Below are 16,904 nucleotides of genomic sequence, written 5' to 3' on the forward strand. Positions count from 1 at the left end.
AAAAGCGGCACACTGATAGCGCCATACCATAGCGGAAAACAACGCACGGCGTAAGCCTGTCGCTAACGCAGTGCGCGTTTTTCATCCGCTGGCTTACTGCGGTGTGAAGCGATAACGCGTCACAGACTGCCAGCGGTCGCCGGGTTGCAGCCAGCAATCAGGCTGCGGCCATTCGGTATGGTTGGGCGAATCCGGTAAAACTCACTCTCCAACGCGATGCCCTGGAAAGCAGTATAGCTGCCCTGTTCACGGGCGCGCGTTCCATCCAGATAGTTGCCGGAGTAGAACTGCAGCGCCGGTGCGGCGGTAAACACGGTCAACGCCAGCTTGCCATCGGCCGACCAGAGTTCGGCTGCAGGTTGGCTGCTGTCGCCGGCGGTGTTAAGCAGAAACGCATGATCATAGCCTTTCACCGCTTTTTGGTCGTCATCGGCGAGGAAGTCATCCATCACCGGCTTCGGCTGCGTAAAATCGAAGCTGGTGCCGGCCACGGCTTTCAGTGGCGCGTTGGGAATCCCTTCGCTATCGACCGGCAAGTAACGATCCGCGTGCAGTTGTAAGCGATGCTGGCGCGCATCGCCATGATGCGCATCAAGGTTAAAGTAAGCATGGTTGGTCAGGTTCACCGGGCACGGCTTATCGGTCTGGGCGTCATAGGTGATCGACAGGCAGTTATCATCGTCAAGATGGTAAATCACATCGGCAATCAGGTTGCCGGGGGAAACCCTGATCGCCATCGGGTGAATCGATGCGGTAGTGCACTTCGGTTTCGCTCTGGCGAACAATCTGCCAGCGGCGTTTATCGAAGCCTTCCGGGCCGCCGTGCAGCTGATGTGCGCCCTGATTGGCCGCCAGCAGCAGATTCAGCGGCTTAAGCTCAGCCGAAGCGATGCGGTTGGCGTAGCGGCCAACGGTCGCGCCCAGATAAGCATCCTGATGAAGATAATCCGAAGGTGTGGCGCAGCCGAGCAGCGCTTCACGTACGCTGCCATCCCGCATCGGCACGCGCGCGGAGAGCCAGGTCGCGCCCCAATCCATAAAAGTCACTACCATGCCATGCTGATTGCGCAGCACGGTGATGCGCCACGGTTGCCCGTCTGGCGCATGGGAATTGACGTCACTTACCATTGGCCCGCTCCTGCTGACGCTTTGCAGACGTAGAAGGTTTCTTTGATGCCAGTCTGCGCTTCATACTGTTTTGCCACCGCCGCTTTTACCTGATCCACCAAATCGGTTGGCATCAGCGCCACGATACAGCCGCCGAAGCCGCCGCCGGTCATGCGCACGCCGCCACGCGGACCGATTTCTGCCTTAACGATCTCAACCAGTTGGTCGATAGGCGGCACGGTGATTTCGAAATCATCACGCATTGAAGCGTGGGATTCTGCCATCAGTTCGCCCATGCGCTTCAGGTCGCCATGGCTCAGAGCATCAGCGGCTTCCAGTGTACGGGCATTCTCAGTGATCACGTGGCGTACACGTTTCGCCACCAGCGCATCGAGCTGCGATTCCGACGCTGTAAACTCTTCCAGCGTCACATCGCGCAGCGCCGGTTTGTTGAAGAAGCGTGCTCCGGTTTCGCACTGCTCGCGGCGGGTGTTGTACTCACTGCCCACCAGGCTGCGGCGAAAGTTAGAGTTGATGATCACCACCGCGACATCTTCTGGCATGGAAACCGCACGCGTGCCGAGCGTACGGCAATCCAGCAGCATGGCGTGGTCGGGTTGGCCCAGGGCGGAAATCAGCTGATCCATGATGCCGCAGTTACAGCCGACGAACTGGTTTTCCGCTTCCTGCCCGTTGACCGCAATCGCTGCGCCATCCAGCTTCAACTGATACAGCTGCTGGAACACGGTGCCGACCGCCACTTCCAGCGACGCCGATGAACTCAGGCCCGCACCTTGTGGCACGTTGCCGCTGATCACCAGATCCGCGCCGCCGAAGCTCGCATCGCGCTTCTGCAGATGTTTCACCACCCCGCGCACATAGTTGGCCCACATCGGCTCTTTTAACGCTTCAATCGGCGCATCTAATGAGAAGCTGTCTTGCTGGTTGTCATAATCGACGGCGACCACACGCACCTGACGGTCGTCACGCCTGGCGCAGGCAATCACCGTCTGGTAATCAATCGCGCACGGCAGCACAAAGCCGTCGTTGTAATCGGTGTGTTCACCAATCAGATTCACGCGGCCCGGCGCCTGAATGCTATGCGTCGGTTGATAGCCAAAGGTGTCAGCGAAAACCTGTTGAGTAATGGATTTTAATGACATTTATTGCGCCTCGCGGAAATGGATATCGCTGACAGAACGCAGACGTTCTGCTGCCTGTTCCGCCGTTAAATCACGTTGGGTTTCGGCCAGCATTTCATAGCCAACCATAAATTTGCGCACCGTGGCTGAACGTAGCAGCGGCGGATAGAAATGAGCATGCAGCTGCCAGTGATCGTTGGCTTCACCGTTAAACGGCGCGCCGTGCCAGCCCATCGAGTAGGGGAAGGAACACTGGAACAGGTTGTCGTAGCGGCTGGTCAACTGCTTGAGCGCCAGTGCCAGATCGCTGCGCTGGGCAGGCGTCAGATCCGTGATGCGTTTGATGTGTGCTTTGGGCAGCAGCAGGGTTTCGAATGGCCACGCCGCCCACCACGGCACCACGGCCAGCCAGTGTTCGGTTTCCACTACGGTGCGGCTGCCGTCTTTCAGTTCGCGCGCCACGTAATCCACCAGCATCGGCGAACCTTTCTCGTCAAAATACTGGCGCTGATTATCATCTTCTTTTTGCGCTTCGTTTGGCAGGAAACTGTTGGCCCAAACCTGACCGTGCGGATGGGGATTCGAACAGCCCATCGCCGCGCCTTTGTTCTCAAACACCTGCACCCACGGATAGTGCTGACCGAGATCGGCGGTCTGCTCCTGCCAGGTGCGTACGATATCTTCCAGACCGCTGAGCGGTAATTCCGGTAGCGTTTTGCTGTGGTCAGGAGAGAAGCAGATCACCCGGCTGGTGCCGCGTGCGCTCTCACAGCGCATCAGCAGATCGTCGCTTTGCGGCGCATCGGGCGTGTCAGTCATCAACGCGGCAAAGTCGTTGGTGAAGACATAGGTGGTTTTGTAATCAGGGTTTTTATCCCCGGTGATGCGGGTGTTTCCAGCGCACAGGAAGCAGTCAGGATCGTGCGCAGGCAGTTGCTCCAGCGCAGGCGTTTCCTGTGCACCCTGCCACGGAGCTTAGCGCGATGCGGCGAGACCAGCACCCACTGATCGATCAATGGGTTATAACGGCGATGCGGATGATCAACCGGATTAAATTTTTCCATAACGAGTCCTGGTAAACGGCAAACAGATCAAAATGACTGCGATAAAAGTAGCACAGAGGCCAGCGTGAAAGCGTGATCCAGTTTGGATAAATGGTATCGTTTACACAAGGTGACGATTCTCATTTTGTGGGGTTATAGCGCGTGTTTGCTGAAATACCAGGCGAGTAAATGGTAGCGGTTACATTCCAGGGAATCGCGCGATAAATCGCGCCGCCACGAATGTGAGCAAAGAAGGTTAGCCGGGCATTTGTCGCGCCAGGTGGGATGAAATTAATCCAGTTGTGCGATAAATCACGCCGCCACGAATGTGCAGAAGAAGGGTAGCGGCGCAATTTATTGCGCCACGAAGGATGAAATTAGCGCAAATCGTCCTGCTGGAATCCATACCCTTCATCTTGTTTCACAAAGCTCAAACGATGGGTAATGCACTGTGGCGCATCTTCGGCGTGGTGCGAGACAAACAGCAACTGCGTTCGTCCTTCACCAATCAGCACATCGACAAAACGGCGCACCAGCTGGCGGTTAATCGGATCCAGCCCCTGCAGCGGCTCATCCAGAATGAGCAGGGTAGGATGTTTGACCAGCGCACGAGCAATCAGCACTAATCGCTGCTGGCCCCATGACAAACCGTGGAACGGTGCATCGGCCAGATGATTATCCATGCCGAGCCGTGCCAGCCACTGGCGCGCCAGCGCTTTCTGCCGATCCGAAGCGGGTTGATACAAACCAATCGAATCGAAAAAGCCGGATAGCACCACAGTGCGCACATTACAGCTGACACGATAATCGAGATGCAAACTGCTGCTGACGTAGCCGATGTGCTGCTTGATGTCCCAAATGGTTTCACCGCTGCCGCGACGAATGCCAAACAGGGTGAGATCGTTGCTATAACCTTGCGGATGATCGCCGGTCACCAGGCTTAATAAGGTCGATTTTCCTGCGCCGTTGGGACCGACGATTTGCCAGTGCTCGCCAGGATTCACCTGCCAGCTCAGCCCATCAATCACCGCTTTATCGTTATACGACACCACGCCATTACGCAAAATCACGCGCGGCGCGTCTTCTGCCAGCTGCGGCAGCTGATCGGGTGCATCGGCTTCAGGCAACGCCATGCCATCGAGCTTTTCGCTGTGTGCCAGTTGCGCCACCAGCGCTTCCGCCAGAATCGCCTTACGCTCACCCACGTGGGTCAGGGTGCACTCAGCGAGCACACCGACCTGCTGCACAAAGTCAGGAATATCGTCAAAGCGGTTGAGCACCAGCACCACGCTGAAACCATGCCGATGCAAATCGCTCAGCGTCTCCGCCAGGCTGGCGCGTGAGGCGACATCTAACCCATCGAAAGGCTCATCGAGAATCAATAAATCCGGCTGCGCCATCAGCGCCTGACACAGCAGGGTTTTGCGGGTTTCACCGGTGGAGAGGTATTTGAAGCGGCGATCGAGCAGATAAGTGATACCAAACTGCTGGGCCAGTGCCTGGCAACGCGCCTCATCTTTCACTTCATCCTGAATGATCTGTGCGGCGGTGCGGCCGGTATCGTCTTCGCCTTCACTCAACAGATCGGTGTTGTTGCGTTCCCACTCCTGCGCCACCAGCTTCTGTAACTGCTCCAGCGAGAGACGCGTGCGACGTTGAAAGTCCTGCGTGACCGTGCCTTTACCCGGCGAGAGTTCGCCGGAGAGGGCACGCGCTAAAGAAGATTTGCCGCTGCCGTTGGCGCCGACAAAGGCCCAGCTTTCGCCGCTGTTAAGTGTTAAATCGTTAAGGGACAGTGCTCGGGTGTCGCTAAGGTGAAATATGCCTTGCGAAATTTGCAATGAAGCCATGATTCATTCCGTTTTATGCATCGTGTTACTCAGTTGTAGCGAGCGACGCAGACGAAGTCAAATCATGGCCTGGTTTTCAGAGCAGTGTGGCGATGATGGCATGTTCGGCATGAAAACTGGCGATGACCGCGTCGTCTACCTGCAGATTCTGCTGCTGCACTGCGAGGTTATTCACCGTCGCGCACAGGGTTTCACCGCCTGGCAGTGTCATCAGCACTTCGCTGACCTGTTCACCTGGCTCGATCGCGCTGATGCGAACCGCGAGCTGATTGTCACTGTGTGCGGCATCGCGGCTCACCTGAATCCACGGCGCTTTAATCAGCACCAGCACCTCTTTGCCACTGTCGAGTTGCAGCCGTTCGGCGCTGCGTTCGGTGATCGCCACCTGCAAGCGCGTCACGCCGTCGGCCAGCAGCACATCAATATGTTGCTGCACCTGCTGATGATCGCGCGCCATCACGGTACCGAACAGCTGATTTCGCGCGCTGGTTTGCAACGAGAATCGCGCGATGGCCGCCAGCAAGCTGTCCAGTGGCAGGCTGTCGTTTTGCAGCGCATCAAAGGCCTTCTGCTGAATCTGTTCCATCAATTGAAACAGTTGAATCAGGCGTTCACCGTAACGCGTTAGCTGCGCGCCACCGCCGCCTTTGCCACCGGTGGCGCGGTCAACTAAAGTTTGATCAGCCATCTGATTCATATCGTTGATGGCGTCCCAGGCACTCTTGTAGCTGATGCCAGCCAGTTTAGCGCCCTGGCTGATGGAGCCGGTTTCCTGCACGCGTTTCAGCAGTTCAATGCGGCGTGGGTCGGCAAACAACTTCTGCTGAAGACGAATGTGAAGAGAAAGTTCTGCCTGCATGTCAGCTCCTTAAGTGAGTGCGACAAGTGTAAGGCCAAAAGTAAAAGCACGAAAAGGGCAGTGCGTTTTTTTCCCTAAACGTTACAATCACTTTTTTATTTTCTGCGTGAGGTTTCCATGCTGGAACTGCTTAAAAGCCTGGCTGTGGCTGTCATCATGGTGCCAATTGTGATGGCCATTATGCTCGGTCTGATTTACGGCCTGGGTGAAGTGTTCAACGTCATCTCCAAATTTGGCCGCCGCGACGATCGTCCTGCCAACAGCTCGCAACACTGATTTTATAAGCGCCCGCACTCAGCGGGCGTTTTTTCTTTAACTTCCCCCCAATCCTGCCGATATTAAGTTCATGACAGCATTTGTTCCTACGTTGTATTATCGAATATATAACGTAACAAGGAGTAAAAAATGCTGAAAATCAATTACCGCTGGGCTGCTGTTACCGTACTCACTGTTTCTATGGCGGGTCACGCCGTGGCTGCAGAGAAGATCACCGTGTTTGCTGCGGCATCGTTAACCAACGCGATGCAGGATATTGCCACGCAATATCAGAAAAAGAGCGGCGTTGAAGTGGTATCGTCCTTTGCCTCTTCCTCCACGCTGGCACGCCAGATCGAACAGGGCGCGCCGGCCGATCTGTTTATCTCTGCTGACCAGCAGTGGATGGACTACGCGGTGGATAAAAAGAGTGTGGTGGAGAACACCCGCTACACGCTGCTGGGCAATGATTTAGTGTTGGTGGCACCCAAAAGCGACAGTGCGAAAGCGGTGACCATTAATGCCAAAACCGACTGGAAAACCCTGTTAAAAGGCGAGCGTTTGGCGGTGGGCGATCCGGATCATGTTCCGGCCGGGATTTACGCCAAAGAAGCCCTGCAAAAGCTGGGCGCGTGGGATACCGTCTCGCCGCAGCTGGCACCGGCAAACAATGTCCGTGCGGCACTGGCGCTGGTCGAACGCAATGAATCGCCGTATGGCATCGTGTACGGTTCCGATGCGGTTGCCAGTGACAAAGTGCAGGTAGTCGGGCGCTTCCCGGAAGAGAGCCACAAGCCGGTAGAATATCCAATGGCGGTGGTGAAAGAACATCAGAACGCAACGGTTGAAGCCTTCTACAAATACTTGCAGGGGCCAGACGCCGCTGCAGTGTTTAAACAGTATGGATTTGCGCCGAAGAAATGATACTTAGCGATCCCGAATGGCAGGCCGTTTTTCTCAGCTTAAAAGTGTCCTCTATTGCAGTGCTGTGCAGCCTGCCATTTGGCATCATGATGGCCTGGATTCTGGCGCGTTGCCGGTTTCCGGGCAAAACCCTGCTCGATAGCGTAATCCATCTGCCGCTGGTGTTACCGCCGGTGGTGGTGGGTTACCTGCTGCTGATTGCGCTAGGCCGACGCGGATTTATCGGCGCATGGCTATACGACTGGTTCGGCTTCACCTTTGCCTTTAGCTGGCGCGGTGCTGTTCTGGCTTCCGCCGTCATGGCGTTTCCGCTGATGGTACGAGCCATTCGCCTTGCGCTGGAAGCGGTAGATACCAAACTCGAACAGGCGGCACGCACGCTGGGTGCCGGTCGCTGGCGCGTGTTCTTTACTATCACGCTGCCGCTCACGCTGCCCGGCATTATCGTTGGCACTGTGCTGGCCTTTGCACGTTCACTCGGTGAATTTGGCGCTACCATCACCTTCGTTTCTAATATCCCTGGCGAAACCCGCACCATTCCCTCGGCAATGTTCACCCTGATTGAAACGCCCGGCGCAGAAGGCGCTGCCGCGCGGTTGTGTGCGGTGGCGATTGCGCTGGCGCTGTTATCGCTCGTAGCGTCGGAAATGCTGGCACGCTGGGGCCGCAAGCGGCTGGGAGCGGTCTGATGCTCAACCTGAACATTTCCCAACGGCTGGGCGATCACCAGCTAGACGTCGATGTGCGCATTCCTGGCAGCGGCATCACCGCTATTTTTGGGGTGTCGGGTGCTGGGAAAACCTCGCTGATCAACGCGATCTGTGGATTGACGCAGCCGCAAAGCGGGCAGATCCAGCTTAACGATCGTGTATTATTTGATGCCGCGTGCGGCGTGAACCTTCCGCCAGAAAAGCGCCGCATCGGCTACGTATTCCAGGATGCGCGTTTGTTCCCGCATTACCGGGTACGCGGCAATCTGCAATATGGCATGGCTCCATCGATGAAGGCGCAGTTCAATGCGCTGGTGGCGTTGCTGGGCCTGGAACCACTGTTAAGTCGTTATCCTGCCTCGCTGTCGGGAGGAGAAAAACAGCGTGTAGCCATTGGCCGCGCTCTGCTGAGCGCGCCCGATATTTTGCTGATGGATGAGCCGCTGGCATCGCTGGATCTGCCCCGCAAACGTGAACTGATGCCCTATCTGCAAAAGCTGGCAAAGCAGGTCGATATTCCCCTGCTTTACGTGTCGCACAGCCTGGATGAGATTCTGCAATTAGCGGATAACGTGTTGGTGCTGGACGGCGGCCAGGTGAAAGCGTTTGGATCGCTGGAGAAAGTGTGGAGCAGCACAGCGATGCGCCCGTGGCTGCCCCCGGCAGAACGCAGCAGTGTACTGCGCGTGCAGGTGCTGGAGCAGCATCCGGATTACCCGATGACGGCACTGTCGCTCGGCGATCAGCATATCTGGGTCAGTCGGGTGAATCAGCCGCTTAAAACGGCATTGCGCATTCGCATCGCCTCGGCGGATGTTTCGCTGGCGCTGCAACCGCCGCAAAATACCTCGATCCGCAATATTTTACCGGCGCAGGTGGTGGAGTTGCTGGAGATCGACGATCAGGTGGAAGTGAAGCTGCGGATTGGCATCAGCGAATTGTGGGCGCGCATCTCACCATGGGCGCGTGACGAACTGGGTATCCGTGCCGATCAGTGGCTGTATGCGCAAATTAAGAGCGTGTCGATCACGGCGTAAATGGCGCGACGCGGCTTGAACGGGCATTAGCGGCTGTACCCGCTAACCCGTTTAATCCGTGGCTAAGCGACGGCCGCCTGACAGACGCGCAATGAATGAAGTGCGCTGCTACGTACTGTGTTTTCGGCAATGACTGGCACCACGTGGGTGCCCATCACCTTTGTCGCGCGCGCATTAAATCGCGCTTACAACACCTCTTGATAAATCACTTCAGCAATGCCCGGCTCCAGATTGGTGCCAATCACCTTTTGGCGCGCGCTTTAATCGCATCGTCGGCATTGCCCATCGCCACACCTAAACCGACCTGTTCCAGCATGCTGAGATCGTTGTAGTTATCGCCGAACGCCAGCACGTCTTGCATGCTGAAGCCCTGACTCTCCACCCATTGCGCCAGACGCTTGCCTTTGCTGTTGCCTGCCTGGGCGATATCCACCTGATCGTGCCATGACCACTCACACGCCAGACCGAGTTCCGCTTCCGTGCGCTCAGCGAACTGCTGTAATGCGCGGGTATCAGGATGGGAAAGGGCAAACTTCCAGATGGAGTCAGCATCCAGCGCCGCCTGCGCCAGGCTTGGCACCTGCAGGAACAGCGGACGCTGTGCTTCTGGCAGCGATTGTGCCCAGTTCAGGGTGCGCGTTACGTGGCCGGTCGGCTCCTGATACAACATGGCATCATCCACATACAGCAGGCCGTGAATGTTCTCCTGATCGAGCATTTCAATCACGCGCGTGGCCTGGGATTTCTCCAGCGGGTCGGATGCCAGCACCTTTTTCGCTTGATAATCATACAAGTAGGTCCCATTGCAGCAGATTGCGGGTGTATCCAGCTGCAGCGCCTGATAAAAAGGATGAATCGCGCAGTGGTGGCGACCGGTGACAATCAACACTTTGACACCCGCTTGTTGCGCGCGGGCCAGAGCTTCAATTGATTCAGGCAAAATGGTTTTTGTTGGGGTCAGCAGGGTGCCGTCGAGGTCAAGGGCGATTACGCGGTAGCTCATTACTCTTTCCATCCGGGAGTTAGCAAAGCATTGAGTCTACACCCGGCAGCGGCCCTGAGACAAAAACAGGGCACAAATGAATCCAGCGCGGCAAAATGAAACGCGCTACAGTTATCCCTTTCATCAGGCAGCGAATAAGGAAAAACGCATGAAACAAGTCGTGTATACCGCCAGTCCCGAGAGCCAGCAGATCCATGCGTGGCAGTTGCAGGAAGATGGCGCACTGACGTTATTGCAGGTCACGGACGTGGCCGGCCAGGTGCAGCCGATGGTGGTGAGCCCGAAGAAAGATTTCCTCTATGTTGGCGTCCGTCCGAATTTTCGCGTGCTGGCCTATCGCATTGCGGCCGACGGTTCCCTGAGTCTGGCCGGTGAAGCCCCGTTGCCGGGCAGCCCAACGCATATTTCTACCGATCGTCAGGGCAATTACCTGTTCTGCGGTTCCTATAACGATGCCTGTGTCAGCATCAGCCCGATTGACAGTGATGGCCTGCCGCAAGCCCCAAGCCAGGTGATTGGCGGGATGGATGGCTGCCACTCAGCCAATATCGATCTCAGCAACCATACGCTGTTTGTGCCAGCCCTGAAGCAGGATCGTATCTGCCTGTTCCAGCTTAATGCGGATGGCACTCTGGCACCGCGCGATCAAGCGCAGGTCACCACGGTTGAAGGCGCAGGCCCGCGTCATATGGCGTTCCATCCAAATGGCGCTTACGGCTATGTGGTGAATGAGCTTGATAGCACCGTGGATGTGTGGGCATTGAACAACGTGCACGGTCAGGTTGAGCGTGTGCAGAGCCTGGATATGATGCCGAAAGATTTCAGCGATTCGCGCTGGGCGGCGGATATTCACATCACGCCAGATGGCCGTTTCCTGTACGCCTGTGACCGTACCAGCAGCACCATTACCGCGTTTAGTATCAGCGAAGATGGTTCAGTGCTGGCGATTGAAGGCTATCAGCCAACGGAAACCCAGCCGCGCGGCTTCAATATCGACCACAGCGGTCAGTATCTGGTGGCGGCAGGACAGAAGTCGCATCATATCGAAGTGTACAAGATTGCCGATCGCGGTCTGTTGCAGCCGCTGGCGCGCTACGCGGTGGGACAAGGTCCGATGTGGGTGGTGATTCACGCACTGGATTGATCTGAATTCATGTAGAGAAACGGCGCCTTTTGGCGCCGTTTGCGTATTACGAGTACATCACCGTGATCGAAGCACTCGCCAGCGCATGGAAGTGCACATTAAAGCCCACCAACGCGCCGCTCGCACCTTCATCAACCTCAATCTTATCGGTGCCCAGCGCGTGCACGGTAAAGATGTAGCGATGGGATTCGCCCTGCGGTGGCGCTGCGCCGCCGTAGCCAGTTTGGCCGAAGTCGGTACGGGTTTGGATAGCACCCTGCGGCAGTTCGACCAGCCCTGAACCGGAACCTTGTGGCAACTCAGTGACTTCAGCCGGAATATTTGCCACCACCCAGTGCCACCAGCCAGAACCGGTGGGTGCATCGGGATCGTAACAGGTCACCACAAAACTTTTGGTTCCCGCAGGCACATCATCCCACGCCAGATGCGGTGACAGGTTATCGCCTTGATAACCCATGCCGTTGAATACGTGTCGCTCTGGCATCTTATCGCCATCGTTAAAATCCTGGCTAACTACGCGCATGACTTCTCCTTTTTCCGTTGTGCAGTGTGTTCCCCATCATGGTGGAAAACGCGTGGCACTTCCAGTCAGCTCAGGGCAGGAAATGCGCTTCAATGTCCAATGCCGCGCGCACCGCCTGGGTTAACTGCGCCAGCTCTGCGGCAGAAATCAGATAAGGTGGCATCAGGTAAATCAGCTTGCCGAACGGGCGGATCCACACGCCGCGCTCGACAAAGAACTGTTGCAGCGCCGCCATATTCACCGGTGAACGCGTTTCAATCACACCAATGGCGCCGAGCACGCGGGCATCCGCCACCGCATGATGCTCACGCAACGGCAACAGCTCACGACGCAGTTGCTGTTCAATCGCTGCCACCTGCGCAGGCCAGTGCCCTTCGTTGATCATCTTCAGGCTCTCTGCGGCGACCGCACAGGCCAGCGGATTACCCATAAAGGTGGGGCCATGCATAAAGCAGCCAGCCGCACTGCGGCTGATGGTATCGGCCACTTCCCGCGTGGTCAGCGTGGCGGAAAGCGTCATGGTGCCGCCGGTCAATGCTTTGCCGAGGCAGAGAATATCTGGCGTAATCCCGGCGTGTTCACAGGCAAACAGCTTGCCGCTGCGGCCAAAGCCGGTGGCAATCTCATCGGCAATCAGCAGGATGCCGTAGCGATCGCACAGCTCGCGCACCTGTTGCAGGTAGCGCGGATGATAGAAACGCATGCCGCCTGCACCTTGCACAATCGGTTCAAGGATTACGGCGGCAATTTCGCGGTGATGCGTCTCGGCTAAACGAGCGAAATCCGCGAAGTCCGCTTCATTCCATTCGTCATCAAAACCGCACTGTGGCGCTTGCGCAAACAGATGCTCCGGCAGGTAGCCGCGCCACAAACTGTGCATCGAATTTTCCGGGTCGCACACGGACATCGCGGCAAAGGTATCACCGTGATAACCACGTTTCAGCGTCAGGAATTTTTGGCGCGTTTCACCGCGTCCCAGCCAGTACTGCAACGCCATTTTCATCGACACTTCGACGGCAATCGACCCCGAATCGGCGAGGAACACGCACTCCAGCGCCTCAGGGGTCATCTCGACCAATTGGCGACTTAACGCCACTGCCGACGGATGGGTAATGCCGCCGAACATCACGTGCGACATCTGCGCCATTTGGTTCTGCATCGCCTGATTAAGGCGCGGATGGTTATAGCCGTGAATCGCTGCCCACCAAGACGACATGCCGTCGACCAGTTCACGTCCGTCGGCCAACTGGAGCTGGCAACCGTGCGCCGCGACCACCGGATAACAGGGCAGGGGATCGCGCATCGACGTGTAAGGATGCCAGATGTGCTGGCGGTCAAAGTTGAGGTCGTCTGAGGTGAACATCGATCTTGTAAACCATTTTGAAAAGATTTAGTTTACAAGTATAACCACGTTAATCGTCGGGATGAACCCCTTTTTTTGGAGTAAGCAATGGCAAACCGCTGGACACTGACACAAGCTCAGGCACTGTTCGATAAACCTTTCCTTGAGCTGATGTTCGAAGCGCAGCAAGTTCACCGTCAGCATTTTGACCCGCGCCAGGTGCAGGTCAGTACACTGTTGTCGATTAAAACCGGTGCCTGCCCGGAAGACTGTAAATACTGCCCGCAGAGTGCGCGTTACAAGACCGGATTAGAATCCGAGCGCCTGATGGAAGTAGAAGCCGTGCTGGAATCGGCGCGCAAAGCCAAAGCGGCAGGATCGAGCCGCTTCTGCATGGGTGCCGCGTGGAAAAACCCCCACGAACGTGACATGCCGTATCTGGAGCAAATGGTGCAGGGCGTCAAAGCGATGGGCATGGAAACCTGCATGACGCTGGGCACGCTGGAAAATACGCAAGCGGCACGCCTGGCCAAAGCGGGACTCGATTTCTATAACCACAACCTTGATACCTCGCCGGAATTTTACGGCAGCATCATTACCACACGCAGCTACCAGGAACGACTGGATACGCTGGATACCGTGCGTGGCGCGGGCATCAAAGTTTGTTCTGGCGGTATCGTCGGTCTGGGTGAAACGGTGAAAGATCGCGCCGGTTTGCTGGTGCAGTTGGCCAATCTGCCGACACCGCCAGAGAGCGTGCCGATCAACATGCTGGTGAAAGTCAAAGGCACGCCGTTGGCCGATAATGACGACGTCGAGCCATTCGACTTTATCCGCACCATCGCCGTGGCGCGCATCATGATGCCTTCCTCGCATGTCCGCCTGTCTGCAGGGCGTGAGCAGATGAGCGAGCAAACCCAGGCGATGTGCTTTATGGCCGGCGCCAACTCGATTTTCTACGGCTGCAAACTGCTGACCACGCCGAACCCGGAAGAGGACAAAGATCTGATCCTGTTCCGCAAGCTGGGCCTCAATCCAGAGCACACCGCCACCACCGCCGGTGATAAAGAACAGCAATATCAGCTCAGCGAGCAGTTGGTGTACGCCGATACTGAGCAGTTCTACAACGCGGCGGTGTGATGGGCTGGTCACAACGCATCGAACAGGCGTTAACCGCGCGACGTGACGCCGATGGCTGGCGTGTGCGTCGCCGGGTGGACCACAACAGCGTGCGTGAAATTACGCTCGACGGTCGCGCTTATCGTCACTTCTCGAGCAACGATTATCTCGGCTTGAGCCAGCATCCGGCGGTGATTGCCGCCTGGCAGCAAGGCGCCGCGGAAGCGGGCGCAGGCGCTGGGGCTTCGGGCCATGTGACCGGATATAGCCGCCATCATGCGCAGTTAGAAGAGCAACTGGCTGACTGGTTGGGGTACCGACGTGCGCTGCTGTTTATCTCTGGCTTTGCTGCCAATCAGGCGGTGATCCATCTGCTGGCTGAGAAGCAGGATCGCATCTTCGCGGACAAGCTGGCGCATGCGTCCCTGCTCGATGCGGCCAGTCACAGTCCTGCCACCTTACGGCGTTTTGCCCACAATCAGCCGGAGAGTCTGGCAAAACTGCTGGCTACACCCGCTGAGGGCGGCACGCTGGTGGTAACGGAAGGGGTATTCAGCATGGATGGCGACAGTGCACCGCTCGCCGCCCTTGCAGAGCACACGCGACGCGCTAACGGCTGGCTGCTGGTGGATGATGCACATGGTATCGGCGTATGCGGTGAACAGGGGCGCGGCAGCTGCTGGCAGCAAGGCGTGAAGCCGGAATTGCTGATCGTGACGTTTGGCAAAGGTTTCGGCGTCAGCGGGGCGGCGTTGTTGTGTGATGACGCCACAGCGGATTACGTTGAGCAGTTTTCCCGCCATCTGATCTACTCCACGGCGATGCCTCCAGCCCAGTGCTGTGCCCTGCTGGCGGCATTGCAGCAGATTCAGCAAGGCGATGCGTTACGCGCGCGCCTTAACCGCCATATCGCACGGTTCCGCGCGGGTGCTGCCGATTTGCCGTGGCCGTTGATGTCATCTAATAGTGCGATTCAACCGCTAATTGTTGGCGAGAACAGTGCGGCGCTAGCGCTGTCGCAGCAGCTGGCACAAGCGGGATGTTGGGTCAGTGCCATTCGGCCGCCAACGGTGCCACCGGGCACTGCGCGACTGCGGATCACTCTGACGGCCGCCCATCATACTGACGATATCGACCGTTTGCTGGAGGCATTGTATGACGCTGCAGGTTAACAAGCAGGCGGTGGCACAGGCTTTTGGTCGTGCAGCACAGCATTATGAAAAACATGCCGAGCTGCAACGCCAATGCGGCGACGGGTTGCTGGCGCTGGCACCTTCTGGCTTTGGCCCTCATCTGCTGGATGCTGGCTGCGGCACGGGCTGGTACAGCCGTTACTGGCGCGATCGCGGGCGCACACTCACCGCACTCGATCTTTCCAGCAGCATGCTGGATGCCGCACGTGAGCAGCGTTCTGCACAGCACTACGTTCAAGGCGACATCGATGATTTGCCGTTGCCAGACAGCAGCGTAGATGGCGTGTGGAGCAATCTGACGGTGCAGTGGAGCAGCGATCTGCGTCATGCACTGCAGCAGTTCTTGCGCGTAACGCGACCGGGCGGCTCGGTATTATTTTCGACTTTACTGGCGGGATCACTGCATGAAGTGCACCACGCCTGGGCTCGGCTGGATGGCCGAACGCATGCCAATCGCTTTTTGAGCGAAGCGCAGTTCGCTGATGCGACCCGTGATTTGCCGCTCGACGGCCAGCAGCAAACCATCACGCTGCATTTCCCCAGCGCGCTCAGCGCTATGCGCTCCCTTAAAGGCATTGGCGCGACGCATTTGCACGATGGACGCAGCGCCGGGATGCTGACACGCAGCCAATTGGCCCAGCTTGAGCAGTATTGGCCGCAGGATGCGCACGGTTATCGCCTTAGCTATCACCTGATGTACGGAGTTTTACACAAATGACACGCTGGTTTATTACCGGAACAGACACTGAAGTGGGCAAAACCGTCGCCAGCGGCGCGCTGTTGCAGGCGGCAAACGCCACTGGTTTGCGCACTGCAGGCTATAAGCCGGTGGCATCAGGCAGTGAGATTACGCCACTGGGCGTGCGCAACAGCGATGCGCTGGCATTACAGCGCTACAGTAGCCTTGAACTGCGCTATGAGCAGGTCAACCCGCTGGCGTTCGTTGAGCCGACATCACCGCATATCATCAGTGCGGAAGAGGGCAGGCCGATTGAATTTTCTGCGCTGTCAGCCGGACTGCGTGCGCTGGAGCAGCAGGCGGAATGGGTGCTCGTGGAAGGCGCAGGCGGTTGGTTTACGCCGTTATCGGAAACCCAAACCTATGCAGATTGGGTGATCGAGGAACAGCTGCCGGTGATTTTGGTGGTAGGCGTGAAGCTGGGTTGCATTAATCATGCGATGCTCACCGCAGAAGCGGTGAAAGCCAGCGGATTACGCTTAGCGGGATGGATTGCCAATGATATACAGCCACCGGGTAAACGCCATGCCGAGTATATGGCCACGCTGCGCCAGCGGATTGATGCACCGTTCCTCGGTGAAATCCCCTATCTGGCAAGCGAAGCACAGCAGGCCGAGTGTGGGCAGTATCTGACTTTGCCGCAGTAACGCACCGACCCTCAAGTGCGTTTCAATACGTAGCTAAAAATCACCTGCACGGTCGCTATTTACGTCGTCGGGGCTCAAGGTGCGCATCAATGCGCACCTGACGTAATATCGTCTGCAGGGTCGCCATTTATCGCGCAATGCTTGCCAGTTAACCGCTTAAACGATCACATTTATCGGTAGCGGCGCAATTTATTGCGCTCCGGACAGCCAATCCGCTGAGCAAGGATGCGCGATAAATCTCGCCGCTACCGTATGAGCCGTTAATCC

14 protein-coding genes and 3 pseudogenes are annotated in these 16,904 nt (G+C 57.1%); 9 read left to right on the top strand and 8 right to left on the bottom strand.

Annotation, left to right across the window (positions count from 1 at the left end):
- Nucleotides 1-93 precede the first annotated feature (93 nt).
- The 5 genes and pseudogenes from galM to modE all read right to left on the bottom strand — a co-directional run bounded on the left by galM (nucleotide 94) and on the right by modE (nucleotide 6,001).
- A pseudogene (galM, locus tag HA45_RS04110) lies at nucleotides 94-1,128 on the bottom strand (galactose-1-epimerase).
- Nucleotides 1,122-2,270, bottom strand: coding sequence for a galactokinase (gene galK, locus HA45_RS04115; RefSeq protein WP_100702435.1), 1,149 nt, complete (start codon nucleotides 2,268-2,270; stop codon nucleotides 1,122-1,124). Before galK ends, galM begins: the two are co-directional and overlap by 7 nt.
- Nucleotides 2,271-3,313 (bottom strand): annotated as a pseudogene (galT, locus tag HA45_RS04120) (galactose-1-phosphate uridylyltransferase).
- Between the two features lie 356 nt (nucleotides 3,314-3,669).
- On the bottom strand, nucleotides 3,670-5,142 hold the full coding sequence (modF, locus tag HA45_RS04125) for a molybdate ABC transporter ATP-binding protein ModF (RefSeq protein ID WP_100702437.1): 1,473 nt from the start codon (nucleotides 5,140-5,142) through the stop codon (nucleotides 3,670-3,672).
- 76 nt (nucleotides 5,143-5,218) lie between these two features.
- Entirely contained in the window at nucleotides 5,219-6,001 is a 783-nt protein-coding gene (gene modE, locus HA45_RS04130; protein ID WP_100702438.1) for a molybdenum-dependent transcriptional regulator, read from the bottom strand.
- A gap of 117 nt (nucleotides 6,002-6,118) precedes the next feature.
- On the opposite strand from modE, the gene HA45_RS04135 reads away from it, so the two are divergent.
- The 4 genes from HA45_RS04135 (at nucleotide 6,119) to modC (ending at nucleotide 8,927) form a co-directional block, all read left to right on the top strand.
- A complete protein-coding gene (locus HA45_RS04135) occupies nucleotides 6,119-6,277 on the top strand; it encodes an AcrZ family multidrug efflux pump-associated protein (protein WP_013508338.1) in 159 nt (52 codons plus the stop codon).
- A 129-nt stretch (nucleotides 6,278-6,406) separates the two neighbouring features.
- Entirely contained in the window at nucleotides 6,407-7,180 is a 774-nt protein-coding gene (gene modA / locus HA45_RS04140; protein WP_100702439.1) for a molybdate ABC transporter substrate-binding protein, read from the top strand.
- Nucleotides 7,177-7,869: a molybdate ABC transporter permease subunit gene (gene modB, locus HA45_RS04145; RefSeq protein WP_100702440.1), complete on the top strand. Its 693-nt coding sequence runs from the start codon at nucleotides 7,177-7,179 to the stop codon at nucleotides 7,867-7,869. The genes modA and modB overlap by 4 nt, the downstream gene beginning before the upstream one ends.
- On the top strand, nucleotides 7,869-8,927 hold the full coding sequence (gene modC / locus HA45_RS04150) for a molybdenum ABC transporter ATP-binding protein ModC (protein ID WP_100702441.1): 1,059 nt from the start codon (nucleotides 7,869-7,871) through the stop codon (nucleotides 8,925-8,927). Before modB ends, modC begins: the two co-directional genes overlap by 1 nt.
- A gap of 185 nt (nucleotides 8,928-9,112) precedes the next feature.
- On the opposite strand, the pseudogene HA45_RS04155 reads toward modC, so the two are convergent.
- Nucleotides 9,113-9,930, bottom strand: a pseudogene (locus HA45_RS04155) (pyridoxal phosphatase).
- Nucleotides 9,931-10,078: 148 nt separating this feature from the next.
- On the opposite strand from HA45_RS04155, the gene pgl reads away from it, so the two are divergent.
- Nucleotides 10,079-11,074 carry a 6-phosphogluconolactonase gene (pgl, locus tag HA45_RS04160; protein WP_100702724.1) on the top strand — a complete coding sequence of 332 codons (996 nt, stop codon included), beginning with the start codon at nucleotides 10,079-10,081 and terminating at the stop codon, nucleotides 11,072-11,074.
- A 46-nt stretch (nucleotides 11,075-11,120) separates the two neighbouring features.
- Here pgl and HA45_RS04165 read toward each other — a convergent pair whose 3' ends face one another.
- The gene (locus HA45_RS04165) at nucleotides 11,121-11,597 is read right to left on the bottom strand and encodes a kinase inhibitor (RefSeq protein ID WP_100702443.1); all 477 of its coding nucleotides are present in this window, start codon (nucleotides 11,595-11,597) and stop codon (nucleotides 11,121-11,123) included.
- A gap of 70 nt (nucleotides 11,598-11,667) precedes the next feature.
- Nucleotides 11,668-12,960, bottom strand: coding sequence for an adenosylmethionine--8-amino-7-oxononanoate transaminase (bioA, locus tag HA45_RS04170; RefSeq protein ID WP_100702444.1), 1,293 nt, complete (start codon nucleotides 12,958-12,960; stop codon nucleotides 11,668-11,670).
- Nucleotides 12,961-13,047: 87 nt separating this feature from the next.
- Here bioA and bioB point away from each other — a divergent pair, with 87 nt between their 5' ends.
- From bioB to bioD, 4 genes are read left to right on the top strand one after another with little or no spacing between them, the layout of a single operon-like run.
- Nucleotides 13,048-14,079 carry a biotin synthase BioB gene (gene bioB, locus HA45_RS04175; RefSeq protein ID WP_100702445.1) on the top strand — a complete coding sequence of 344 codons (1,032 nt, stop codon included), beginning with the start codon at nucleotides 13,048-13,050 and terminating at the stop codon, nucleotides 14,077-14,079.
- Nucleotides 14,079-15,230 carry an 8-amino-7-oxononanoate synthase gene (bioF, locus tag HA45_RS04180; protein ID WP_100702446.1) on the top strand — a complete coding sequence of 384 codons (1,152 nt, stop codon included), beginning with the start codon at nucleotides 14,079-14,081 and terminating at the stop codon, nucleotides 15,228-15,230. The genes bioB and bioF overlap by 1 nt, the downstream gene beginning before the upstream one ends.
- Nucleotides 15,214-15,969 (top strand): malonyl-ACP O-methyltransferase BioC, encoded by a 756-nt coding sequence (bioC, locus tag HA45_RS04185; protein ID WP_100702447.1) that lies wholly within the window; start codon nucleotides 15,214-15,216, stop codon nucleotides 15,967-15,969. The genes bioF and bioC overlap by 17 nt, the downstream gene beginning before the upstream one ends.
- On the top strand, nucleotides 15,966-16,637 hold the full coding sequence (bioD, locus tag HA45_RS04190) for a dethiobiotin synthase (protein ID WP_100702448.1): 672 nt from the start codon (nucleotides 15,966-15,968) through the stop codon (nucleotides 16,635-16,637). The genes bioC and bioD overlap by 4 nt, the downstream gene beginning before the upstream one ends.
- Nucleotides 16,638-16,904 lie beyond the last annotated feature (267 nt).

Source organism: Pantoea rodasii (genome assembly GCF_002095465.1).
GTDB lineage: Bacteria > Pseudomonadota > Gammaproteobacteria > Enterobacterales > Enterobacteriaceae > Pantoea > Pantoea rodasii.

Bases quoted from the DNA above. Each gene is read 5' to 3' on its own strand.
- galK (WP_100702435.1), bottom strand. From the start codon at position 2,270: ATGTCATTAAAATCCATTACTCAACAGGTTTTCGCTGACACCTTTGGC.
- modF (WP_100702437.1), bottom strand. From the start codon at position 5,142: ATGGCTTCATTGCAAATTTCGCAAGGCATATTTCACCTTAGCGACACC.
- modE (WP_100702438.1), bottom strand. From the start codon at position 6,001: ATGCAGGCAGAACTTTCTCTTCACATTCGTCTTCAGCAGAAGTTGTTT.
- HA45_RS04135 (WP_013508338.1), top strand. From the start codon at position 6,119: ATGCTGGAACTGCTTAAAAGCCTGGCTGTGGCTGTCATCATGGTGCCA.
- modA (WP_100702439.1), top strand. From the start codon at position 6,407: ATGCTGAAAATCAATTACCGCTGGGCTGCTGTTACCGTACTCACTGTT.
- modB (WP_100702440.1), top strand. From the start codon at position 7,177: ATGATACTTAGCGATCCCGAATGGCAGGCCGTTTTTCTCAGCTTAAAA.
- modC (WP_100702441.1), top strand. From the start codon at position 7,869: ATGCTCAACCTGAACATTTCCCAACGGCTGGGCGATCACCAGCTAGAC.
- pgl (WP_100702724.1), top strand. From the start codon at position 10,079: ATGAAACAAGTCGTGTATACCGCCAGTCCCGAGAGCCAGCAGATCCAT.
- HA45_RS04165 (WP_100702443.1), bottom strand. From the start codon at position 11,597: ATGCGCGTAGTTAGCCAGGATTTTAACGATGGCGATAAGATGCCAGAG.
- bioA (WP_100702444.1), bottom strand. From the start codon at position 12,960: ATGTTCACCTCAGACGACCTCAACTTTGACCGCCAGCACATCTGGCAT.
- bioB (WP_100702445.1), top strand. From the start codon at position 13,048: ATGGCAAACCGCTGGACACTGACACAAGCTCAGGCACTGTTCGATAAA.
- bioF (WP_100702446.1), top strand. From the start codon at position 14,079: ATGGGCTGGTCACAACGCATCGAACAGGCGTTAACCGCGCGACGTGAC.
- bioC (WP_100702447.1), top strand. From the start codon at position 15,214: ATGACGCTGCAGGTTAACAAGCAGGCGGTGGCACAGGCTTTTGGTCGT.
- bioD (WP_100702448.1), top strand. From the start codon at position 15,966: ATGACACGCTGGTTTATTACCGGAACAGACACTGAAGTGGGCAAAACC.